The sequence below is a fragment of the Arcicella sp. GW821-FHT09D11 genome (genome assembly GCF_059416265.1).
In genome coordinates this window covers 157,036-178,675 of record NZ_JBWKOV010000005.1, presented here as the reverse complement: position 1 = coordinate 178,675, position 21,640 = coordinate 157,036, and the positions used below count along the sequence as shown (strand labels likewise).

23 protein-coding genes are annotated in these 21,640 nt (G+C 34.8%); 8 read left to right on the top strand and 15 right to left on the bottom strand.

The features are described from left to right. Window positions 1–99: 99 nt before the first annotated feature. Together AC07N0_RS16010 and gyrA are read right to left on the bottom strand one after the other, a co-directional pair. Window positions 100–1,575 carry a tetratricopeptide repeat protein gene (locus tag AC07N0_RS16010; RefSeq protein ID WP_494589975.1) on the bottom strand — a complete coding sequence of 492 codons (1,476 nt, stop codon included), beginning with the start codon at window positions 1,573–1,575 and terminating at the stop codon, window positions 100–102. Between the two features lie 93 nt (window positions 1,576–1,668). Then, entirely contained in the window at window positions 1,669–4,209 is a 2,541-nt protein-coding gene (gene gyrA / locus AC07N0_RS16005) for a DNA gyrase subunit A (protein ID WP_494589974.1), read from the bottom strand. A gap of 321 nt (window positions 4,210–4,530) precedes the next feature. Here gyrA and AC07N0_RS16000 point away from each other — a divergent pair, with 321 nt between their 5' ends. Genes AC07N0_RS16000 through AC07N0_RS15990 form a run of 3 tightly spaced genes read left to right on the top strand, consistent with a single transcriptional unit; the run spans window position 4,531 to window position 5,876 of the window. Beyond that, window positions 4,531–4,989 carry a guanyl-specific ribonuclease gene (locus AC07N0_RS16000; protein WP_494589973.1) on the top strand — a complete coding sequence of 153 codons (459 nt, stop codon included), beginning with the start codon at window positions 4,531–4,533 and terminating at the stop codon, window positions 4,987–4,989. 4 nt (window positions 4,990–4,993) lie between these two features. Then, window positions 4,994–5,404: a barstar family protein gene (locus tag AC07N0_RS15995; protein WP_494589972.1), complete on the top strand. Its 411-nt coding sequence runs from the start codon at window positions 4,994–4,996 to the stop codon at window positions 5,402–5,404. A 55-nt stretch (window positions 5,405–5,459) separates the two neighbouring features. After that, window positions 5,460–5,876 (top strand): OsmC family protein, encoded by a 417-nt coding sequence (locus AC07N0_RS15990; protein ID WP_492799408.1) that lies wholly within the window; start codon window positions 5,460–5,462, stop codon window positions 5,874–5,876. Between the two features lie 58 nt (window positions 5,877–5,934). Here the strand turns inward: AC07N0_RS15990 and AC07N0_RS15985 are convergent, their stop codons facing one another. The 4 genes from AC07N0_RS15985 to AC07N0_RS15970 all read right to left on the bottom strand — a co-directional run bounded on the left by AC07N0_RS15985 (window position 5,935) and on the right by AC07N0_RS15970 (window position 9,270). Then, on the bottom strand, window positions 5,935–6,963 hold the full coding sequence (locus AC07N0_RS15985) for a LacI family DNA-binding transcriptional regulator (RefSeq protein ID WP_492799409.1): 1,029 nt from the start codon (window positions 6,961–6,963) through the stop codon (window positions 5,935–5,937). A gap of 8 nt (window positions 6,964–6,971) precedes the next feature. Continuing rightward, window positions 6,972–7,322 carry a dihydroneopterin aldolase gene (gene folB / locus AC07N0_RS15980; RefSeq protein ID WP_309916389.1) on the bottom strand — a complete coding sequence of 117 codons (351 nt, stop codon included), beginning with the start codon at window positions 7,320–7,322 and terminating at the stop codon, window positions 6,972–6,974. 53 nt (window positions 7,323–7,375) lie between these two features. Next, complete coding sequence (locus AC07N0_RS15975; RefSeq protein ID WP_494589971.1) at window positions 7,376–8,296, bottom strand: DivIVA domain-containing protein; 921 nt, start codon at window positions 8,294–8,296, stop codon at window positions 7,376–7,378. 71 nt (window positions 8,297–8,367) lie between these two features. After that, complete coding sequence (locus AC07N0_RS15970) at window positions 8,368–9,270, bottom strand: WD40 repeat domain-containing protein (protein ID WP_494589970.1); 903 nt, start codon at window positions 9,268–9,270, stop codon at window positions 8,368–8,370. Window positions 9,271–9,395: 125 nt separating this feature from the next. On the opposite strand from AC07N0_RS15970, the gene AC07N0_RS15965 reads away from it, so the two are divergent. Then, a complete protein-coding gene (locus AC07N0_RS15965; RefSeq protein ID WP_492799412.1) occupies window positions 9,396–10,031 on the top strand; it encodes a 4'-phosphopantetheinyl transferase family protein in 636 nt (211 codons plus the stop codon). Window positions 10,032–10,080: 49 nt separating this feature from the next. Here the strand turns inward: AC07N0_RS15965 and AC07N0_RS15960 are convergent, their stop codons facing one another. Next, window positions 10,081–10,917, bottom strand: coding sequence for a transglutaminase-like domain-containing protein (locus AC07N0_RS15960; RefSeq protein ID WP_492799413.1), 837 nt, complete (start codon window positions 10,915–10,917; stop codon window positions 10,081–10,083). Window positions 10,918–11,159: 242 nt separating this feature from the next. On the opposite strand from AC07N0_RS15960, the gene galE reads away from it, so the two are divergent. The 3 genes from galE (at window position 11,160) to rfbA (ending at window position 14,223) form a co-directional block, all read left to right on the top strand. Further along, complete coding sequence (galE, locus tag AC07N0_RS15955; protein WP_494589969.1) at window positions 11,160–12,176, top strand: UDP-glucose 4-epimerase GalE; 1,017 nt, start codon at window positions 11,160–11,162, stop codon at window positions 12,174–12,176. Between the two features lie 36 nt (window positions 12,177–12,212). Next, window positions 12,213–13,268: a dTDP-glucose 4,6-dehydratase gene (gene rfbB / locus AC07N0_RS15950; RefSeq protein ID WP_494589968.1), complete on the top strand. Its 1,056-nt coding sequence runs from the start codon at window positions 12,213–12,215 to the stop codon at window positions 13,266–13,268. Between the two features lie 94 nt (window positions 13,269–13,362). After that, window positions 13,363–14,223, top strand: coding sequence for a glucose-1-phosphate thymidylyltransferase RfbA (gene rfbA, locus AC07N0_RS15945; RefSeq protein WP_494589967.1), 861 nt, complete (start codon window positions 13,363–13,365; stop codon window positions 14,221–14,223). Between the two features lie 44 nt (window positions 14,224–14,267). Here rfbA and AC07N0_RS15940 read toward each other — a convergent pair whose 3' ends face one another. Both AC07N0_RS15940 and AC07N0_RS15935 read right to left on the bottom strand, forming a co-directional pair. Next, complete coding sequence (locus tag AC07N0_RS15940; protein ID WP_494589966.1) at window positions 14,268–15,086, bottom strand: aldo/keto reductase; 819 nt, start codon at window positions 15,084–15,086, stop codon at window positions 14,268–14,270. A gap of 3 nt (window positions 15,087–15,089) precedes the next feature. Then, complete coding sequence (locus AC07N0_RS15935) at window positions 15,090–16,076, bottom strand: phytanoyl-CoA dioxygenase family protein (protein ID WP_494589965.1); 987 nt, start codon at window positions 16,074–16,076, stop codon at window positions 15,090–15,092. A gap of 135 nt (window positions 16,077–16,211) precedes the next feature. Between AC07N0_RS15935 and AC07N0_RS15930 the strand changes: the two genes are divergently transcribed. Next, the gene (locus AC07N0_RS15930) at window positions 16,212–17,069 is read left to right on the top strand and encodes a helix-turn-helix domain-containing protein (RefSeq protein ID WP_494589964.1); all 858 of its coding nucleotides are present in this window, start codon (window positions 16,212–16,214) and stop codon (window positions 17,067–17,069) included. On the opposite strand, the gene chrA is transcribed toward AC07N0_RS15930, so the two are convergent. The 6 genes from chrA to AC07N0_RS15900 all read right to left on the bottom strand — a co-directional run bounded on the left by chrA (window position 17,066) and on the right by AC07N0_RS15900 (window position 21,583). Next, the gene (chrA, locus tag AC07N0_RS15925) at window positions 17,066–18,232 is read right to left on the bottom strand and encodes a chromate efflux transporter (RefSeq protein ID WP_492799420.1); all 1,167 of its coding nucleotides are present in this window, start codon (window positions 18,230–18,232) and stop codon (window positions 17,066–17,068) included. The genes AC07N0_RS15930 and chrA overlap by 4 nt on opposite strands. Before the next feature lie 94 nt (window positions 18,233–18,326). After that, window positions 18,327–19,304 (bottom strand): isopenicillin N synthase family dioxygenase, encoded by a 978-nt coding sequence (locus AC07N0_RS15920; RefSeq protein ID WP_494589963.1) that lies wholly within the window; start codon window positions 19,302–19,304, stop codon window positions 18,327–18,329. Between the two features lie 120 nt (window positions 19,305–19,424). Beyond that, window positions 19,425–20,174 carry a superoxide dismutase gene (locus AC07N0_RS15915; protein ID WP_492799422.1) on the bottom strand — a complete coding sequence of 250 codons (750 nt, stop codon included), beginning with the start codon at window positions 20,172–20,174 and terminating at the stop codon, window positions 19,425–19,427. A 30-nt stretch (window positions 20,175–20,204) separates the two neighbouring features. Further along, a complete protein-coding gene (locus AC07N0_RS15910; RefSeq protein WP_494589962.1) occupies window positions 20,205–20,507 on the bottom strand; it encodes a hypothetical protein in 303 nt (100 codons plus the stop codon). A gap of 119 nt (window positions 20,508–20,626) precedes the next feature. Then, complete coding sequence (recR, locus tag AC07N0_RS15905) at window positions 20,627–21,244, bottom strand: recombination mediator RecR (RefSeq protein ID WP_494589961.1); 618 nt, start codon at window positions 21,242–21,244, stop codon at window positions 20,627–20,629. Between the two features lie 57 nt (window positions 21,245–21,301). After that, window positions 21,302–21,583, bottom strand: a complete 282-nt coding sequence (locus tag AC07N0_RS15900; RefSeq protein WP_492799425.1) for an ATP-dependent Clp protease adaptor ClpS — start codon at window positions 21,581–21,583, stop codon at window positions 21,302–21,304. Window positions 21,584–21,640 lie beyond the last annotated feature (57 nt).

Below are 21,640 nucleotides of genomic sequence, written 5' to 3'. Positions count from 1 at the left end.
ATATAAATCGCTTATTATTGAAAAAATTCTTGAATAGCCTAGTCATAAAAAAAGACCTCAAATATTGAGGTCTTTTTTTATGACTAGCATGAATATTAATTATTCACCTAATGCTTTCAATTTATCTTCCATTTTCAAGATTTGATATAAACTTCTCAAACTTGATTTCAAATCTTCTTCTTGTTTGATAGAATATGCTTTTTCAAAATATGGTAAAGCTTCTCTGAATTTCTTCTCAGCTAATTCTTCGATTTTCTTACCTTCTGTTTTGTAAGCAGCCATATCTAACAAATCAACTTTTTTCTTAATTTCAACAGCTTCGTTGAAGCTCATTACTCCTAAGTTAAAGTTAACATCATAATTGTTAGGATCTAACTCTAATGATTTCTTATAATAAGTCAATGCTAAATCTTTAGCTGCTTTTTGTTTTGCTTCTAATTCAGCTAGTTTCTTGCTAGTTTCTTCAACATTAACACCACTAGCTGCTTGTTTAGCTGCATCTTCGTTCAACTTAGTCAACTCAGCTTTTTGTTCATTTTGCATTTCTTTTACTTGAACAATTTGTTTTTTAGAAGCTGCTGCTGTCTTTGGGTCTTTCTTGATTTTATCAGTCAAACGCTTGATTTCCTCATCATAAGCCGCTACTTTATCTTTCTGAACTTGGATTTTTTTCTTTAAAGCATCTACATTATTGTCAGATAAAGTTTCTTTTAATGCACGAATTTCTGGAATAAACTCTGATGCTTTATTTTCATATAAAATACCCAAGTTCAATACTTCCTGAGGGTTACTTGTACCTTTTGAAACTGATGTTTCCAGTTCTTTGATAGCTAAATCAATCTTTTTAAATGCTAATAATAAGTTGATTTTTTCAGCCTTTAAATCTTTATTGGTTGGATGAAGAGCAATTCCTTTTTCTAAGGTAGCAATTGCTTTATCTTCATTTTTCTCATTTCTATAGATTTGAGCCAAAGCATAAATCATCGCTGGGTCCTTCCCTCCTAGGTCTAAAAACTTCTCAAATCCACCTTTAGCTGCTGTTTCGTCTTTAGCCATTTGACCAATTACGCCTGTATACATCGCAGCTGTAGTATCTTTTGGACTAATTACAGATGCCATTTGAAGGTCTTTTACAGCACCTGCAAAATCCTTACTTTGATATTTAGCAATCCCTCCGTTCATGAAGGCACTAAATGTTTTTTGTCCTTCAATTTCTGGTTTTCCCTCTTTATTGAGCGTTACTAAAAGGTATTTTTTAGCTGAAACAGCTACCGCTCCGTCTTTAGCATCTAATGCAATAGCTTTTTTGAAGTATTCAACTGCTTTGTAAGCTGCTAAAGGTTCTGTTTTTGTCAACACTGAGTCCTGAGAATTCGCAAGGTCTAAATAGGCTTCTCCACGAGTTAACCAAGTTTTAGCTTTTAAAGAGTCTTTTTTAGTAACCGCAGCATCAGCTTTTTTTACTGCCTCAGAAAAAGTTTTACGATTCGCCTCAATCATCATTTTGTCCATTTGAGCAGAGGCTGCTCCTGCTGTCATCAGTATTGCGAAAAGAGCAAGTGTGATTTTTTTCATTGTTCTGTTTGGAAATGGTTTCTATAATTGAATTATTGAAAAAGTAAAATCGCATTAAAATGCGATTTTACCAAGGATACTCTTATTAAATAGCTATTCTGGAGTTACTTCTCCTTCAGATTCAATTGTTGGTAAATCTACCTCTCCTTCTGGAGTGATATCTGCAATTACATCTTCAGGATCTTTCACAATTTTAGTTACCGACGAAATTTCGTCTGACTCATTCTTTAAACGAATAAGTTTAACGCCTTGTGTGTTACGACCCATTACACGTAAATCAGCCACAGCGATACGAATCAAAATACCAGATTTTGTAATAATCATTAAATCATTATTATCTGTTACTTCTTTGATAGCCACCAAGTTACCTGTTTTATCAGTAAGATTAAGTGCCTTCACTCCTTTTCCGCCACGGTTTGTCAAACGGTAATCTTCCACATCTGAACGTTTACCAAAACCTTTTTCAGAAACCACTAATAATTGTTGTGTTTCTGGATCTTCGATACAAACCATTCCGATTGCTTTTTCGTCTTGTTTTTCTTCGTCAAGCCAAATACCTTTTACACCAGCCGCTGAACGACCCATCGGGCGAACACGAGATTCTTCAAAACGAACCGAGCGACCTGTATTAGTAGCGATAATGATATGATTATTTCCGTTGGTCAAAGATACATCTAACAATCTATCGTTTTCTCTGATAGTGATAGCGATGATACCATTTTGACGTGGACGAGAGTAAGCCTCTAAAGTAGTTTTCTTAATCGTACCGTCTTCAGTACACATCACAATAAAGTTATTGTTAATATAGTCTGGGTCAGTAAGCGATTTCACATTGATTACGGCTCTGATTGAATCACCGCTTTCAATATTCATTAAGTTTTGAACTGGTCTTCCTTTGGCAGTTTTTTGTCCTTCTGGTACAGCATAAACCCTTAGCCAGAAACACTTACCACTTTCAGTGAAGAATAGCAACCAATTGTGCATCGTTGCAGTAAATAGATGCTCAGTATAATCACTATCTTTGGTAGCTACCGCACGCGAACCTACTCCTCCCCTTCCTTGAGCTTTATACTCGCTGATTGGTGTACGTTTGATATAACCTTGATTAGAAACGGTAATCAACATTTCTTCATCAGCAATCATATCTTCGATAGAGAACTCATCGTCTGTCATATTGATTTGCGTACGACGCGCATCTCCATAACGTTCTTTGATTTCATGTAATTCATCTTTGATAATTTGTAGCTGACGCTCAGGTCTATCCAAAATATCTTGTAAATCTTCCATCAAACGCTTAATCTCTTCGTATTCAGCCAAAATCTTATCACGCTCCATACCTGTAAGGCGTTGAAGACGCATTTCAAGAATAGCTTTAGACTGAATCTCAGAAAGACTGAAGCTTTCCATCAAACCAATTTGAGCGGAATGTGGGTCACGAGATTCACGAATCAATTTGATAACAGCATCTAAATTATCAAGCGCAATAATGAAACCTTCTAAAATGTGCGCTCTTTTCTGTGCTTCACGTAAATCATATTGAGTACGACGAACAACTACTTCATTTCTATGCTCAACAAAATAATGAATTAAGTCTTTTAAAGTCAGCGTATAAGGACGACCTTTTACTAAACAAACATTATTAACAGAAAATGAAGACTGTAGGGCAGTTTGCTTATAAAGATTATTCAGAATTACGTTTGGAACGGCATCACGTTTTAAATCAAAAACGATACGCATACCATCACGGTCAGATTCATCTCTGATTTCTGAAATACCTTCAATTTTTTTATCGTTTACTAAGTCAGCACATTGTTTAATCAATGATGCTTTGTTGACCATATAAGGAATTTCAGAGATAATGATTTGCTCTTTGCCTGTTTTACTCGTTTCAAACGTAGCGTTTCCACGAACCACTATACGACCACGACCAGTAGCAAAGGCATTCTTGATACCCGAAACACCATAAATTGTTCCACCTGTAGGGAAATCTGGTGCCTTGATATATTGCATCAAGCCTTCAACTGTAATCTCACGATCATCAATATAGGCAATAATTCCTTCTACAACTTCTGTTAAATTGTGAGGTGCCATGTTGGTGGCCATCCCTACAGCAATACCAGAAGTACCATTTAATAAAAGGTTAGGAATTTTTGAAGGAAGTACGGTTGGTTCTTGTAAAGAGTCGTCAAAGTTATTTTGGAAATCGACTGTATCTTTGTTAAGGTCTCCTAAAAGTTCTTCAGCAATTCTCTTTAGTCGGGCTTCTGTATAACGCATCGCCGCTGGTGAATCGCCATCTACTGAACCAAAGTTACCTTGCCCATCTACTAATGGATATCTCAAAGACCATTCCTGAGCCATCCTAACCATGGTGTCATATACAGAAGAGTCACCATGTGGGTGAAACTTACCCATTACTTCACCAACGATACGGGCTGATTTTTTATAAGCTTTGTTGTAATTCACACCTAATTCATCCATTCCAAAAAGTACTCGGCGGTGAACAGGTTTTAATCCATCCCGAACGTCGGGTAAGGCACGAGATACAATCACAGACATTGAATAGTCAATGTATGCTCCACGCATTTCGTCCTCAATGTTAATCGAAATAATATTACTATGTTGTTCTGACATATAAATAAGGTTTGGTTGAAGGGACTAAGCACCTTTTTTGATTTTTTAACTGATAAATCAAGAGAGATAATTTTAAGTACCCTTAAAATGCCATTTTATACAAATTTCGTGAAATTTTAATGGTTTTGCAAATTTGAGAGGAACGAGAATACAAGCTTTAATTAGAAGATTATCAAAATTTGATTTAATTATAATTTCCTATAAATTTATTTCCTAAAATTTACTTCTCAGGAGTATTTAGCATGATTTTTTTATTAAAAAATTTGTTGATAAACAAAATTCAAAACTTCTTTTGTAGTTTTACCCAAACTATTCTCAACTATGAAAAATATATTACACTTTATCCTAAAGTTAGTCTTTTTTTACTTCATCACTTGTTCTTCGACATTCGGCTTAACCTTTGAAAAAGCAAATTTTAATAATGTATTTACTACTTTTGAAACGAGTGAAAATAGTTATTATTATGAATTATCTATTCAAAATGCCCAGCTTCCTACGGCTAGTACTAAAGAAATCCCTCAGAATGCAATAAAAGTATTAAAGTCAATTCGTGAAAATGGTGAAACATTCGATGGATACGTTGGAGGCAGAAAATTTGGCAATTATGAAGGGCTATTACCTAAAAAAGATAAGAATGGGCAGAAAATTAATTACAGAGAATGGGATATTTATCCAAAAATTCAAGGTAAAAACAGAGGTGCTGAAAGACTAGTAACTGGTTCAGATGGGAAAGCCTATTTTACCAAAAATCATTATCAATCATTTGTTGAAATTAAATAAGACAATGGCAAATTATTATATCCTAGGTGAAGATTCGACGCTAAAATCTCACGATAACATCTTGGTAGCCATCATTGATGGCGAAAAAGTAGAAACTGTTGAAGTTTTTTATCAAACGCTTGGAAAAGCTTTGCACTTCCCCGATTATTTCAATCATAATATGGATTCATTCGATGAGCTAATAAACGATTTAGATTGGTTAGACCAGAATGATATTCGCATTGTATTTAAAAATTATGACGATTTCTTATCGGAAGAAAACGAAGAAATACGAGAAATTATCCTCACTGTCTTGGATGATGCTGCTGAGGAATGGAAAAGAAACGATAATACTAAAGTATTAAATATTTATATTGAGCCATCTGAATTAGCAGAAGATGACTTAGAAACGCTTGGTATTAGTTATGAAAATTAATTTCGGAAAGAGTATTCAATAAATTTTGTCTCATAAACTTAAATAAAAAAAAGTCATGCAAATTAAAAGAAGTGCGACTGCCCAGTGGATTGGCGCAGGAAAAGATGGTAAAGGCTCATTAACAAGTCAAAGTGGTGTTTTGAGTAACACCCAGTATTCTTTCAATACTCGTTTTGAAGATGGCATTGGCACAAACCCTGAAGAGTTAGTAGCGGCTGCTCATGCTGGATGTTTTTCAATGCAATTAGCTTTTAATTTACAAGGTGCTGGTTTTATTGCAGATAGTATTGATACTACATCGCAAGTGATTTTAGAAAATGGTGCTATTAATGAAATCAAATTAACAACTTCGGTGAAGGCTACTGATTTAACGCAGGAGAAATTTGAAGAATTAGTGAATCATGCTAAAGAAAATTGCCCAATATCTAAACTATTTAATGCAACAATTACTTTAGACGCAACATTGTTATAAAAATATAAAGCCTGAAGTAAAATCAACATTTACTTCAGGCTTTATATTTTGTTTAATTTTAGTCCCTTTTCAATCGCTGAGATGACTCTCTCACAACTAATTGAGTTTTCAGAATTTGAATATCTGGTTTGAAAGTTCCCAGTCTATCTTCTATTTGATCAATCAGTAATGCCGTGGCATTTTTACCGATATCCATTGTCGGCTGTGCAACACTTGATAATGTGGGAGTTATTATCGTACAAATTGGTTCATCATTAAAACTTACTACAGCTACTTCTTCAGGGATTTTTATATTCCTTGATTTCAAGGCAGAAATGGCTCCTACTGCTAATCGGTCACTTACTACGATAAATCCGTCTGGTCTGTTTTCAAGATTCATTAGATGATGTGTCACTTCTACCGCTTTAGACAAAGCATATTCACCGTGTACTATTAAAGAAGTATCAATCTGAAATCCATGATCTTTTAAAGCATTCTCATATCCCTCAAGTCTCTGATTACTTACTGTAACACTCTGTGGACCAGCCAAAAAGGCAATTCTTTCACAACCATTATCAATTAAATGTTTAGTGGCTTCGTAGGCGGCACCAACATTATCGACCATTACTTTTGATACATCCAGCTCTTGTGCATCTCTATCAAAAAATACTAAAGGAATGCCTTTTCTTTGAAGTCGCTTTAGATGATCTAAATCAACGGTTTCCTGAGAAAGCGAAATAATAAACCCCTCTACCTGTCCCCTTGATAAATTTTGAACGTTTATTAATTCTCGTTCATACAGCTCACTAGTCTGGGTAAGTAACAAACTATAACCACGGGCAATAGCCTCTGCTTCAATTCCTTTGATGACCGATGCAAAAAAATGATAGGCTAAATCTGGCACAATTACTCCAATGGTCTTTGTCCTACTTTTCACCAAACTGGTGGCTAGAATATTAGGCTGATAGTCCCATTCCTTCGCAAGTTGTAAAACAGCCTGTCGTGTTTCTGGTTTTATTTCAGGCATATCACGCAAAGCACGAGAAATTGTTGCCACAGAAACATTCAGATGGCGAGCTAAATCTTTAATCGTTACTTGATGTGCCATAATTTATTTTATCCTTTCAGAGTTACTTTTGCTCTTGTACAAACACCTCCAATAGGCGGATTAAACTTCGATACTGAAACTTCAATTAATTCTATAGTGGGATAACGATTACGAACACTTTTGATGATTAGCTGGGCTATATGCTCTAGTAATTTTGCTTTTATCTTCATTACACCAGAAATTATTTCATAAACATCTCCATAATTTACAGTGTCACTAAGTTTATCATTTTCTGCTGCTTCCGAAAAATCAGTTGTAATAGCAATATCTATTTGATAACGATTTCCAATTTTTTGTTCTTCTGCATAAAAACCATGATATGCAAAAAACTCTATGCCTTCAAGGGCAATTATTCCCATTGTGTTTTTTATTTCTGAATACGATTGTAAGTATCCTTTTAAAATTTAATTACCTATAAATCATCAAAAAAGGAGCCTCCCCCATTTGAAATACCACTTGCATTATCTTTACCGAATTCTTCCATTACTGACGACACTGTCGGCAGACCATCATCCTTACCAGGCTTTTTAGGTTTTACCTTAATCGTCTTCATTTCTTTAACCAGTTCATCAGCTTTAGCATTAAAAACAGTATTATCCTTTTTCTCTACTATTTTGCTTACTTCTGGCAATTCTTCGTTTTCATCATCAAAATCATTGGCAGGTTCAAAATCAATTCTTGTGTCATTTTCTGGCGTTTCCTCCTTTGGAAACAAAGGCGTTTCTTTGACAGGAGTCGCTACTTCTGCCTTTGCAACAGGTTCTGGGAAAATTGCCTCTGTTACATTCTCTATTTTTTGAACATTAGTCCTAGAACTTAGGTTATCTTCAAATTTCGCTACTTTCTCTAAAGTATCATTAGCAAACTGTTTCAGTTCTTCCACCAACGATTCTTTATATTTTTCCATTGTCTTGAAGTCGCGCTCATAATTCTTCAAATCATTTACAGCTTCTTCAACCAAAAACTTTGCTTTATTTTCAGCATCTGAAATAATCATTTTAGCACTCTTACGCGCTTCATTTAAAATTTCATCTACCTCAATCTTAGCATTTTCTTTTAATTGATCTATTTCCGTTTGAGCTTTCAAACTTATTTGGTCTTGAGCTTCTTCGGCAGCTTTTAATGTTTTGAAAAGACTACTTTCAATCTCTTGCATTCGGATGATTTCGCGCTCAGCTACTTCAAGTTTTTGTTTTGTTTGGCGCATATCTTCACCTACACGTTCCCATTCTTGAGAAAGTGAGAGTAAAAAAGCTTCTACAGATTCAGTATCAAAACCTCTAAAGCTTCTATCAAAAGTATGTTTTCTTATTTCAAGGGGAGTAATTCTCATTTTTTTGGATTGTTTAAGTAGGTTAAAACAAGGTAACCTCTAAATAAAAGTTTTAACACAAAATTTCTGTCTTAGTTTGTCAGGCTCCAAACAGATATTTTTTTATCATCGGATGCTGAAACTAATTGGTGCTCGTAGGTACTCCAAAAAAGTTTATTGACCGATGTCCCATGCCCTGCGTGTCTGGCTTTATCAATTACTTTCAACAACTTAAATGTTTTAGCATCCCAAATTTTAATAGATTTATCCATGCTACACGTTGCAAATAAATCTCCGCTAGGATGATAAGTAATATGGTTTATTGCAAAAAGATGAGCCACAATACTTTGTTTCAATTGATATTTTTGTGTGACATCCCAGACTTTCAAATGTGCGTCTCTGCCTGTTGTAAGCAAATACTTTTTGTCTGGTGAATAACAAACGGAAAATATTGAATTTGTATGTTCATCAATCACTAATTTCAATGAAAAATCCTGCAAATCAAAGATTTTTACAGAAAAATCACTGTATCCTACAGCAAATTCTTTTGTTAATTCATTAATTGCTATGCTCCTTACGCTTTTGTCAGATGCTTTTAAATGTCTTTTTACACTAAAAGTTTCAACATCCATGACAACAATAATTCCATCAGAAAGCCCTATTAAAGCGATGTTTTCATGAATTTTAATGTCAAAGATAGATGCAGAAGTAATTTTCAAAGATTTAATTTCTTGTTTCAACACAACATCTATTAAATGAATTCCATCAAAGTTTTGCCCCACCCATAGCTGATTCCTTTGCTTATCTAAGCAAATAGCATAAACAGAAGCAGGTACTTGGGCTATTAGCTCTCCTAAATCTGGCGTTTGTAAATTCCATTTAACAATAAGTCCATCTCCACCAGCCGAAAAAAACTGAGAAGAATCTTTACTACCTTCAAGCGCATAAACACAGTCACGATGACCAGAAAATGTATCTATTTTATCAACTTGCATAAGTAGGGATTAAAATTTTAAATCTTTATTTAAGCAAAAATAGTTTATTTTGTGCCTAATGACAACAATCAAAGATGGATAGAGGCTATTTAGGCTTGTATTGCTTTGAATTACAGGATAGTTAAATGGCAATAATTTTTTGTAAAGAAATTTCTGAAAAAAGTATTTTGACTCTTTGGAAAATTGAGGAGTCGCCTTCTTTTTATTTAGAGTACTTAGAAATAAAAGAAAATGATTTAATTGATATCTCTGATGTAACCCATCCTGCTAAACAATTAGAATGGCTTGCTAGTAGAACCTGTGCGAAACATACTTTGTCTTTGTTCGGAATTACGTATGAAGGCATCGCTAAGGACTCATACAAAAACCCTTATTTGATTAATAATCATGCTGCATATATTTCATTATCACATACAAATGAGTATGCCGCTGTAATCATCAGTTTGGATGAAGAAGTTGGTATCGACATTGAAAAAGTATCTGATAAATTAAGTAGAGTTTCGCATAAATTCCTTCGAGCATCCGAACTTAATCATGCTGGCGAAGATTTGCTAAAACTTTGTATTTATTGGTGTGCTAAGGAAAGTTTGTATAAATGGTATGGCAAAAAAAACCTGTCACTTAAAGATAATATTTATATTGAACCCTTTGAAGATAAGCCTAGCAAATTGACAGGTGAAATATTTATTGAAGGAAAACTAAAAACAGAACATGAACTTTTAGTGATTTATTTTGATGATTATGTTCTCACAGTAACTTAAATAAAGTTGTTCCCCACAATTTTCTGGTTGTGGGAAATAACCTACTTCTTTACTTCATCATCTCTTTAAGTGCTTTTTCTATTTCTTGTACTTTGTCATCATCCCCTACTTTCTCAAAAGCTAATGTTAAGTTTCTTAATACTCTTCTGATAATGTCTAGGTTGCTACAGGGTTGATAAAAAATATCATTGGAAGCTATGTTTAGCTGAGAGATATAATTATCGATATCTACTTTACTAAACACCAAACCTCTGTTGAATACATTAATATAAAACTGCATTTGTTCTGACTTATAAGTAAGTATAAACAAATTAGGAAGATTTACTCCCCAAATAGGCAATTTCAATTTTCGTGCTACCAATAGATAAATAACACACAACGAAATAGGATTGCCCTTTTTATTTTCCATCACCACATTCAGCATGGAGTTGGAAGCTGAATGAAAATGTTTGGTATTGGCTCCAAATTTCATCTTTCCAAAAATCACAGAGTTTAACGTTTTGATTTGGTCCATTGGGTGCATATTATCCCTGAACTCCATCCAAACCTCATAATATATTTGCTCTAATTCTTGCTGAAGCTTTTCGATGGATAATTCAGGATATTGATAAGTAGCAATAGCCCACATGCCTTCTAATAAATCTTCTGCCCCGTTTTCCTTCCAAGTAACCAACCTTGAAAAAAAAGCTTCATACTGTAAATCATGAATAAGGTCTTCTATTTTTTTCTGTGTTAATGGGCTCAAAGAAGATTCTTCCCAACGATCTTCCAAAAATGGAATTACGGTACCTCCTAATGACCTAATTTTATTTTCTACAAGGTTCAACACCTCGCTATCATCGTCTTCTAATAAGGATACTAAAGCCTTAATTTCTGATTGCTTCATATTGTCACGTTTAAATCACCTAAAAATAACATTTCTTATTCAAAAGTACAAATTTGATTATAAGGTTCTTTTTTCTTGCTAATTCTTATTGAAAAAGCAATTATATATTTTTTGTTTTAGTAAGGGTTTATGCTAAATTTGTTTTTTTACAACCTCATAATTATTATTCATCATTGCTCAATATTTAAGCAGGATAATAATAATTTGACTTAACTCTTCCTTTTTCTGGATTCACTTAAAATATGAAAATTTTAGTAACAGGTGGCGCAGGCTTTATCGGGTCTCACACAGTCGTTGAACTCCACAACGCAGGTTTTGAAACAGTATTAGTTGACAACTTTTCTAATTCTGAAAAAGAAGCTATCACAGGGATAGAAACAATTATTGGCAAATCTGTTACTTTTTATGAAGGTGATATTGGTCAAGCTACTACTTGGGATAAGTTATTTTCTGAACAAAAAATTGATGGAATTATTCACTTTGCCGCTTTTAAAGCTGTTGGCGAATCTGTAGCAAAACCACTGAAATATTATAGCAATAACATTTCAGCTACGGTGTTGATGCTTCAGAAAATGGAAGAATATGGCGTTAATAACCTAGTATTTTCGTCTTCTTGTACAGTGTATGGTCAGCCAGATACTTTACCCGTAACTGAAAGCTCGGCTGTTCAACCTGCGGCTTCTCCTTATGGAAATACCAAACAAGTATGCGAAGAAATCATTCGTGATACCGTAAATAGCTCAGCGACCTTCCATGCTCTTTCTTTAAGATATTTCAATCCTATTGGTGCGCATGATTCGGTACTTATTGGAGAATTACCATTAGGCGTACCCGCTAACCTTGTTCCATTTTTAACACAAAGTGTGGCTGGATTAAGAGGGGCATTAGCTGTTTTTGGTGATGACTATCCTACTGCTGATGGAACAGCCGTACGTGATTATATTCACGTAGTTGACCTTGCCAAAGCACACGTATCTGCCTTGAATCTTTTATTGAAACAACCTGAAGGACAATATTACGATTTCTTTAACATCGGTACTGGAACGGGTAGCTCTGTATTGGATGTAATTAATGCATTCGAAGCGGCTACTGGTTTAAAGGTAGATTATAATATCAAACCTAGACGCGAAGGAGATGTTGTAGCTGTTTATGCAGATTGTACAAAGTCTAATGAAATATTGGGTTGGAAAACTGAAAAAACATTAACTGATGCTTTAGGCGATGCTTGGAATTGGCAAAAAAAGTTAATTGAAAAATAACGGTAAATCAACGACTACCAACGAAAATATTTCATTATGAAAAAAACGCTTTTAATAACAGGTGGGGCAGGGTTTATTGGTTCTCATGTGGTTCGGTTATTTGTCAATAACTATGCTGATTATACCATTGTTAACCTTGACAAATTAACTTATGCTGGCAACCTTGAGAATTTGAAAGATATAGAAGACAAACCTAATTATATCTTTGAAAAAGGAGACATTGTTGATGCAGACTTTATCAATCAACTCTTTGACAAATATCAATTTGATGGTGTGATTCACTTAGCGGCTGAATCACATGTGGATAGGTCTATTGCAGAACCAATGGCTTTTGTGATGACCAATGTAGTGGGTACTTGCAACTTATTGAATGCTGCTAAAAACGCTTGGAAAGCAACTGGATACGAAGGAAAACGCTTTTATCATGTTTCTACCGATGAAGTGTATGGAGAATTACATAATCCAGAAGACTTCTTTACTGAAACCACTCCTTACGACCCACGTTCCCCTTATTCAGCTTCAAAGGCTTCTTCTGACCACTTTGTAAGAGCTTATGGTAATACCTATAAATTACCAGTAGTCATCACCAATTGCTCAAACAATTATGGACCAAACCATTTTCCTGAGAAACTATTACCACTCATGATTCACAACATCTTGAACAATAAACCATTGCCAGTATATGGGAAAGGTGAGAATGTAAGAGACTGGTTGTTTGTGGTGGATCATGCAAGAGCTATCGATACTGTTTTCCATAACGGCGTACTAGGTGAAACCTACAATATTGGAGGTTTTAACGAATGGAAGAATATCGACATCGTAAAGTTGGTTTGTAAAACGATGGATAGCAAACTAGGCAGACCAGAAGGTACTTCAGAAAAACTAATTACTTATGTAACTGACCGTGCAGGTCATGATTTAAGATATGCTATCGATGCTACCAAAATCATGAATGAATTAGGTTGGGAACCCTCTTTACAATTTGAAGAAGGACTTGATAAAACCGTAACATGGTTCTTGGATAACCAAGAATGGCTTGATAATGTTACCTCGGGGAATTATCAAGAATATTATAAAAAAATGTACTCTTAAATTGCTTTAAGCAATAGGCTATAAGCAATAAGTATTTTATGATGATACCATTGCCTGTAGCCTATCGCCTACAGCCTAAAGCTATAAGAAAGATATGAAAGGAATTATTTTGGCAGGCGGTTCTGGGACACGTTTGCACCCTCTTACCCTAGCCGTTAGTAAACAGTTAATGCCTGTTTACGATAAACCGATGATTTATTACCCGCTTTCTATTTTGATGTTGGCGGGTATCAAAGAAATATTGATTATTTCTACTCCCCATGATTTACCCCATTTCAAGAAGTTGTTAGGAGATGGCTCACAAATAGGTTGTAGATTTGAATATGCAGAACAACCACTTCCTAATGGACTAGCACAGGCTTTTGTGATTGGAGAAGAGTTTATTGGTGATGATAAAGTAGCCTTGGTATTAGGAGATAATATTTTCTATGGTAGTGGTTTGAGTAAGTTATTACAAGCCAACAATGACCCCGAAGGTGGAGTAGTATATGCTTATCAGGTACATGATCCAGAGAGATATGGGGTAGTAGAGTTTGATGATGATTTCAATGTGCTTTCTATTGAAGAGAAGCCAGTGGCACCAAAATCAAATTATGCGGTACCAGGTTTGTATTTCTATGACAATTCAGTGGTAGAGATTGCTAAGAATATTGCTCCTTCGCCAAGAGGGGAATATGAGATAACGGATGTCAACAAAGAATACTTGAAGCAAGGAAAGCTGAAAGTTGGTGTGTTGAACAGAGGGACGGCATGGTTGGATACAGGAACATTTGTATCATTGATGCAGGCAGGACAGTTTGTTCAAGTGATTGAAGAACGACAGGGACTAAAAGTAGGTTGTATCGAAGAGGTAGCCTACAGAATGGGATTCATTGATGAGGTGCAACTCAAGAAAATAGCGGAACCGCTGGTAAAAAGTGGGTATGGAAAATATTTGCTCGGGTTACTGAAATAAGCAAACAAAAACCTTTTCATTTAAAAATGAAAAGGTTTTTGTTTTTATAACAATTCCATAGGGTCTTCTACTACCCTTAGATTTTCATTAAAACCATCAATCTTTTTCATATCTTCCTCAGATATTTCAAAATCAAAAATCTGAAAGTTTTCTTGTAATCGGATAGGGCTTGATGATTTTGGAATGGTTGAAATATTATGCTGTATAGCCCATCTTAATATAATTTGTGCGGGAGTCTTATAATATTTTTCACTCAAAGCGATTAATCGCACATCATTAAAACGTTGCCCTCTTACTAAAGGAGTATACGCTTGTAATTGAATTCCCTCTTTCTTACATTGCTCCCATAAAGATTTTTGAAATAAATAAGGACTAAACTCTATTTGATTAACGGCTGGTACTATTGTTTTATAAGTATCTAGTTCGTCTAAAAATGGCAATAAATAATTAGCAACACCTATTGCTCTTACTTGTTTAGTACTATATAAATGCTCAAGAGCCTTCCATGTATCTTTTCTGGTTGCTTTCATTGGCCAGTGAATAAGATATAAATCTATGTATTCACAATCCAATCGTTTCATACTTTGCTCAAAAGCCTTTAGCGTTTTGCCATATCCTTGACAAGCGTTGTCAACTTTAGTCGTCAAGAAAATCTCTTTTCTATCTACGCCACTTTGCCTAATTCCTTTACCAATTTCTACTTCGTTTTCATACATTACGGCAGTATCTATGAGCCTATAGCCTATTTTCAAGGCTGTACTTACAGTTTTTATCGCTTCTTGGTTATACATATCATATACGCCAAGCCCCAACAATGGCATTTGTATACCATTGTTGAGTTCAGTATAAATTTGTTTATGCATAACTTACCATTTTGTTAACCCTAATATTTTTTCTCCTAAATCGTTTAATTCAGCTACTGGATATTTTGTTTGTTCCCAGTTTCTTGGGTCACCAGGAAAAGCATAGCCTTCTGGAGCTACCCTATTTTTCCATGAGTTTATCCTCCATTGTCTTAACGCTTCGTTATCTTCTTCAGCAGGCATCATTGAAATATACTGTGCAATGCGTACTTTATCTTCACTTTTGTTCGGTCGAATACCATGCGGTTGACTACTATTAAAAATCAGCAAGTCCCCAGCTTCTAATTTTACTTTCACAAATTTGTCCTCAAAAGCAGAGGTATCAGGCTTAAAATGATTTCTATCCTCAGGCTGAGTCAGTTTCCAAGTATCATACGTTCTAAATAATTCGGGAATACATTGAAAGCCTCCCATATTTTCATCGGTTTGGTCGGCTAATGCCAGAACGCCTTGAACATTCTGAGGCTTAGTCTCAGGGTCATAGTCCCAATGAATAAAACCTTTGTATTGAAAATCGGGACGTAATGGAAAATTCAAGTTAGCACGGTCTATCGTTACCCACAATTTTTCTGTTCCCCAAATATCAGCAAAGGCATCGTGTACTCTTTGGCTTTGTCTGTTGTTCCACAAATGTTGGTTATTATATACTTCTACCATGCCTGTACCCGTCAATTCTTTCATTTTCATTTCAGCTCTTGGAGCGGTGTACCAAGTACTAGCATCATTAGGATTCTTTTCTTCAAATTCCCAAATAAATTCGGCTGTTCTTAAAGCCTGTTCTCTTGATACAGCATTTTTAATGATGACGTACCCATTAGTTATCCAAAAATTCCAATCATCTTCTGTTAATACCTTTAGCGCTTTCCCATCTGTAATACTAGTTCTTAGTTTTATTTGACTGCTAGTAGCAGTAGATGGATTCCCTGGGATTTCCTGATGAGCCATATTAGGCATCATCGTGGGCGTCATGGTCATAGTTTGATTTTCCATAATTTGTATAAATAATTATTGTTTTTTTTATACAAATTTGTAGTCTTTTAAATTACATTTCTACATCAATTTTTTCCTAAATTTGAACAATATTGATATTACAGAATACATTAATAGATACTAATTATCAAAATAATGAAAATAGAATTTGAAAAGATTATTCCATCACACGAAAACAGTTCTTTTCACTGGAATATCAACCCAAAATTGAATAATTTTTTCTATTGGCATTTTCATCCAGAATATGAATTGGTTTTTATCGAAATTCATGAACAGGAAGGCACACGCCATGTAGGCGACCATATAGCTAGGTATGAAGAAAGTGATTTAACGTTTATAGGTTCAAATATTCCCCATCTCAATTTTGACTATGGTCTAAAAACAGATTATGAGAAAATAGTATTACAAGTAAAAGAGGGTTTTCTAAAAGATACACTGCAAGATACGCCCGAGTTGAAAGGCGTATATGAACTTTTTGAGCTTTCAAAACATGGCATAACGTTTGGGAAAAATATTAAGGAAGTAGTAGGTAAGAGACTTAAACAGTTACACGAGCTATCTCCTTTTGAACAGTTTTTGGAAGTGTTGGCTTTGTTTAAAATATTAGCAGATAGTAATGATTATACGTTACTACATGAAAAACCATTTGACAATCAGCATAATAAAAGAGAGCAAGAAAGGCTAAGAAAGATTTATAGTTTTATTGACGAGCATTATCACCACAAAATTGAAATTGATGAAGTAGCCAACTTAAGCAATTTAAGCAAAGCTCCGTTTTGTAGGTATTTCAAAAAAATGACAAAGCTTACTTTTACTGAATTTTTAAATCATTATAGGGTTAACCAAGCAAAACGTTTATTATTAATTGATAAAAACGTTACGGAGACGTGCTTTGAATGTGGCTTCGAAAGCCTTTCGTACTTTAATAGAATATTCAAAAAAATAACGGGCGAAAATCCATTAGCCTTCAAGAAGAGGCATCTTTCTACTTAAAAAATGAAGCCTAGTATTAATCCTCCTAAAAAAATAAGGAAACTTGGTACTTTCGTAAATTGAAGAATTAGTAATGTACCGATAACTGTAACAAGACCTACTACATCTACTTGTTTCACCATAGGTACAATAAAAGTAATGGCCGCCGCCAATGTCAAACCGATGGAGGTAGCATTTATACCATCTAATGAAGCCCTTATTCCGCGGTATTGCTTTAGTTGCCCCCAAATTCTGTACACAAAAAATATTAAGAATGTACCCGGCAGAAAAATACCTGCTGCTCCTACGGCACTCCCTAATAGTTGTTCCCACCAAGTTCCGTCTTTCATCACTAACGTTCCTAGATAGGATGTCAAAGCAAATACAGGACCTGGTAAAGCTTGTGAAAGTGCCATACCCGTTAAAAAATCATCTGCCCTGACCAATTCCTTAAATTCAACAAATTCTGTATAAAGAATTGGAGCAAGCACTTGACCTCCGCCAAATACCAGACTTCCGTTACGATAAAAATTTTCAAACAGACGAATAGGTTCATAATCAGTAAAATGCCCAAGGATGGCTAAGCACAACAGAAAAATCCAAAAGACATTAAAATTAGCCCATGGGATAATCATCTTATGTTTTGTTTGTCGAGGATAATCTTTATAATTAAAAGCAGTAAATGTTCCTCCGATAATCAAAGAAATCGGGCAAACCCACGGAGATTGAAAATAAAATGCAAAACCAGAAGCTAGCACCATTAAAATTACCCCAGAAGCATTTTTAATGACTTTATTCCCCAATACAAATCCTGCATGCATAATAAAGGCTACCCCTATTGGCTGAATAAATCTGATAATGTCTCTATTCCTTAAATAAGTCATCCCAAAGGCTGCTGCCGTCATGATGGTTACGGCTGGGGTAATCCAAACTAGTAAAGTGAGATAAGCTAAATTGGGTCCGCCAATTTTATAACCCAAGGCTGTAATCGTTTGTGTTGAAGTGGGGCCGGGTAAGAACCCGCATAATGCTTGGAGTTCCAGTAGCTCCGCTTCGGTAAGATAATTTCTTTTCTTCACAAAACGATCAATAAACATCGCCAAATGTACTTGGGGACCTCCAAATGAAGTGCAAGCAAGAATCAGAACATCTTGTAGAAAGAGAAGTCTTCTGATTTTTTTCATTTGGATAAATTATAAAGCTATATGTGGAATTGAATAATAAAAAAATAATCCATGAGATACAAAAATCTCATGGATACAAAAATAAGTATAATATTTACTTCTTTAAACCTAACTCAATAAGTCTCTCATTTAAAAACTCTCCCGCAGTCATATTAACATACATTTTTGGATGAGTAGCATCCACACATGATTCTAAACACGTTAAATTCATTTCAGAACGTGGGTGCATGAAAAAAGGAATCGAGAAACGAGAAGTACCTAGTTTTTCTTTCGGTGGATTTACCACACGGTGAATCGTAGATTTTAATTTATGGTTTGTTAGTCTGTCTAGCATATCCCCTACATTCACTACCACATAGTCAGGTAAAGACGTAATAGGAATCCAAACACCATCGGCTCTTAATACCTCAAGCCCCTCCGCTGAGGCACCCATCAATAAAGTAATTAAATTAATATCTCCATGCGCAGCCGCTCTAACAGCGCCTTCTGGCAATGCTTCTGGATTTAAGATAGGGAAATAATGGATAGCTCGTAAAATAGAATTTCCATGCTTTACTTTTTGTTCAAAATAATCCTCTGGTAATTCTAAATACAATGCAATGGCTTTTAACAACGTTTTGCCTGCATTTTCTAATGTTTTATACGTATGAAGTGTATATGTTTCGAAGTCAGGTTGCTCTTTCGGAAAAACATTGTCAGGGTATTCCTCCCAAATAGGGTCTCCATCATCAATTTTAGGCTGACCTACGTGATAGAACTCTTTTAAATCGGGTACTTTAAAACCTTTGGCTGTTTCTTTCCCTTTGCTAATATACCCTCTTTGTCCAGCAATACCTTCGATGGCATATTGCATTTTTAGTTCATCTGGCGAGAAAAAAAACTTTTGAACATTATCATAAAGTTTTTCAGTATCATCTTTTGTTAAACCATGATTTTTGATGGCTACAAAACCAATATTATTAAAGGCAGCTCCTAAATCTTGTACAAATTTTTCTTTTCGAGCAGTATCGCCAGAAAGAAAGTCTGCTAAATCAAGAGATGGGATTGTGTCGAGAAGTGTTTCAGAAGTCATGTTAGTAATTGTTATTTATCAAATTCTATCTTATTTGTTAAATTGATAAACCTATATATTCAAGCTTTATGGATAATGGTTCTGCATAATTAATCAATCATATATGCAGAACCATTAAGATTATTTCTTCAAGTTTTCAAAATTCTTTGAAACAGCATCCCAATTTACAACATTCCAAAATGCAGTAATGTAATCAGGGCGTTTGTTTTGGTATTTAAGGTAATATGCATGTTCCCAAACATCTAATGCTAAAATTGGCGAGCCTTTCTTTTCAGCAACATCCATCAAAGGGTTATCTTGATTAGGCGTTGAGGTAATTACCAATTTCTTATCTTGAACAATTAACCAAGCCCAACCAGAACCAAAGCGAGTAGTACCAGCTTTAGCAAACTCTTCTTTGAATTTATCAAATGAACCAAAAGTCTTATTGATTTCATCCAATAATTCACCTTTTGGAGAACCTCCAGCTTTAGGCGACATTACGTTCCAGAAAAAAGTATGGTTCCAATGTCCACCTGCATTATTTCTAATAGCGGCTGGTGCTTTGCCAGCTTCTTTCAATAAATCCCACAAAGATAATTTTTCGTAAGGAGTACCTGCTACAGCTTTATTCAAATTATCAACATACGCTTTATGATGGCGATCATGGTGAATCTCCATCGTCAACTTATCAATGCTTGGCTCTAAACTATCAGGTGCATAAGGCAACGCTGCTAAAGAGAAAGGCGCTGATTCAAGCATTACTTCTTCTAATGTCAATTTAGGCAATTTGTCATTATAGCTTCTTCTTAATGAAAAACTGAATGAATTTAAGCTAGACAATGCAAAAGCCGATGCCAATGTTGTCTTTAAAAAACTTTTACGGTTCATAGGAGATTTTGTTTGGAATAAAAATGAAATTTACTTTTCCTTTTTCAATAATTCAATATTTTTTTTAGAAGGAATTCTTTTCGATTTTTTTTTTGGAATAATAAGTAAATGCTCGTGATTTTTATTAGGTGGCTTAACAACGGGCATCTTTGCCATATTACCCAAATCAGGTTTTATAATCGTTAAATTATCAATATTTTCAACTGATTTCTTAAGCTCGGATATTCCAATGGCTTTTTTAGGAACAGCTTTAATCGTATTTTTTTGCTGGTAGCTTTGTAGGTATTCATTCATCATTGGCGATAGTGCCGTAGAATCTCTTCCTATTTTCAAAAGATTTTGACTTTTGGTTATTATAGGAAAGACCATCAAAAGAACGATGATTGAGGTACTTTTCATAATTAACAGGTTTTTATACAATCTTACTAGTAACTTACTAGCAAAAATCATACCTACTCATATACGATTCTGCTAACGATACTTCTTCCCAACGTTATCTCGTCTGCATATTCCAAATCTCCCCCTATTGGTATTCCTCGGGCAATCGTCGTAATTTTAACATTCAAAGGTTTTAATCTCTTTGTAAGATAAAACGCTGTTGTATCGCCTTCCATTGTGGGACTCAAGCCTAAAATAATTTCTTTTATAGCCGAATCGCCTGATTGTTTCTCAGTAATACGGCTTAATAAAGATTCAATATTCAAATCTGCTGGACCCACTCCTTCAAGTGGTGAAATGATTCCTCCAAGTACATGATAAAGCCCACGAAATTGAGAAGTGTTTTCAATCGCTAATACATCTCGAGTATCCTCCACTACACACACTACAGACTCATCTCTTTTAGGGTTTGTACAAATCCCACAAAGAATGTCATCAGAAATATTATGACATTGTATACAGTACTGTGTCTTAGTTCTCATAGCTGTTAGGGCTTCCGACAAACTAAGTGTTTGCTTCTCATCTCGTTTTAATAGATGTAAAGCCATTCTCAAAGCTGTCTTTTTGCCTATGCCAGGTAGTTTTGAGATTTCTTCAACAGCATTTTCTATGAGCTTAGATGGATAATTCAAGAGTATTAGAAATGTTGATTTTGGAGTAATTAATAATTATTGTAAAATACTAAAAGGTTATTGAACCTCCGCTGCTATTCCTCTTCGACAAATATCATTTCTCATCGGAGCTAGTTCTTCAAAAGTACCTTTCTTTACAGCACATTTTCCTTTGAAGTGAATCAACAATGTACATTGTTCAGCTTGTTCCGCCGAATGTCCACATACATCAATTAGCGTTTCAATAACAAAATCGAATGTATTTACTTCGTCATTAAACACGATAAGATCACATTGATCTACTCCAATAACTTCTTCTAATACATCAACTTCTTCTTCGAATTGTTCAAATGGTCGCATTTGTAAAAATATTTATCTTTTAAAATGATAGCAAATTTAACAAAAAATATCAAATTT

What these genes read in the sequence shown, in the direction of transcription:
- AC07N0_RS15995 (WP_494589972.1), top strand. Translation starts at nt 4,994, where the DNA reads ATGGCAAATTATTATATCCTAGGTGAAGATTCGACGCTAAAATCTCAC.
- AC07N0_RS15975 (WP_494589971.1), bottom strand. Translation starts at nt 8,296, where the DNA reads ATGAGAATTACTCCCCTTGAAATAAGAAAACATACTTTTGATAGAAGC.
- AC07N0_RS16000 (WP_494589973.1), top strand. Translation starts at nt 4,531, where the DNA reads ATGAAAAATATATTACACTTTATCCTAAAGTTAGTCTTTTTTTACTTC.
- AC07N0_RS15935 (WP_494589965.1), bottom strand. Translation starts at nt 16,076, where the DNA reads ATGGAAAATCAAACTATGACCATGACGCCCACGATGATGCCTAATATG.
- rfbA (WP_494589967.1), top strand. Translation starts at nt 13,363, where the DNA reads ATGAAAGGAATTATTTTGGCAGGCGGTTCTGGGACACGTTTGCACCCT.
- AC07N0_RS15960 (WP_492799413.1), bottom strand. Translation starts at nt 10,917, where the DNA reads ATGAAGCAATCAGAAATTAAGGCTTTAGTATCCTTATTAGAAGACGAT.
- AC07N0_RS15990 (WP_492799408.1), top strand. Translation starts at nt 5,460, where the DNA reads ATGCAAATTAAAAGAAGTGCGACTGCCCAGTGGATTGGCGCAGGAAAA.
- AC07N0_RS15915 (WP_492799422.1), bottom strand. Translation starts at nt 20,174, where the DNA reads ATGAACCGTAAAAGTTTTTTAAAGACAACATTGGCATCGGCTTTTGCA.
- AC07N0_RS16010 (WP_494589975.1), bottom strand. Translation starts at nt 1,575, where the DNA reads ATGAAAAAAATCACACTTGCTCTTTTCGCAATACTGATGACAGCAGGA.
- chrA (WP_492799420.1), bottom strand. Translation starts at nt 18,232, where the DNA reads ATGAAAAAAATCAGAAGACTTCTCTTTCTACAAGATGTTCTGATTCTT.
- folB (WP_309916389.1), bottom strand. Translation starts at nt 7,322, where the DNA reads ATGGGAATAATTGCCCTTGAAGGCATAGAGTTTTTTGCATATCATGGT.
- gyrA (WP_494589974.1), bottom strand. Translation starts at nt 4,209, where the DNA reads ATGTCAGAACAACATAGTAATATTATTTCGATTAACATTGAGGACGAA.
- rfbB (WP_494589968.1), top strand. Translation starts at nt 12,213, where the DNA reads ATGAAAAAAACGCTTTTAATAACAGGTGGGGCAGGGTTTATTGGTTCT.
- galE (WP_494589969.1), top strand. Translation starts at nt 11,160, where the DNA reads ATGAAAATTTTAGTAACAGGTGGCGCAGGCTTTATCGGGTCTCACACA.
- AC07N0_RS15965 (WP_492799412.1), top strand. Translation starts at nt 9,396, where the DNA reads ATGGCAATAATTTTTTGTAAAGAAATTTCTGAAAAAAGTATTTTGACT.
- AC07N0_RS15970 (WP_494589970.1), bottom strand. Translation starts at nt 9,270, where the DNA reads ATGCAAGTTGATAAAATAGATACATTTTCTGGTCATCGTGACTGTGTT.
- AC07N0_RS15920 (WP_494589963.1), bottom strand. Translation starts at nt 19,304, where the DNA reads ATGACTTCTGAAACACTTCTCGACACAATCCCATCTCTTGATTTAGCA.
- AC07N0_RS15985 (WP_492799409.1), bottom strand. Translation starts at nt 6,963, where the DNA reads ATGGCACATCAAGTAACGATTAAAGATTTAGCTCGCCATCTGAATGTT.
- AC07N0_RS15930 (WP_494589964.1), top strand. Translation starts at nt 16,212, where the DNA reads ATGAAAATAGAATTTGAAAAGATTATTCCATCACACGAAAACAGTTCT.
- AC07N0_RS15900 (WP_492799425.1), bottom strand. Translation starts at nt 21,583, where the DNA reads ATGCGACCATTTGAACAATTCGAAGAAGAAGTTGATGTATTAGAAGAA.
- AC07N0_RS15940 (WP_494589966.1), bottom strand. Translation starts at nt 15,086, where the DNA reads ATGCATAAACAAATTTATACTGAACTCAACAATGGTATACAAATGCCA.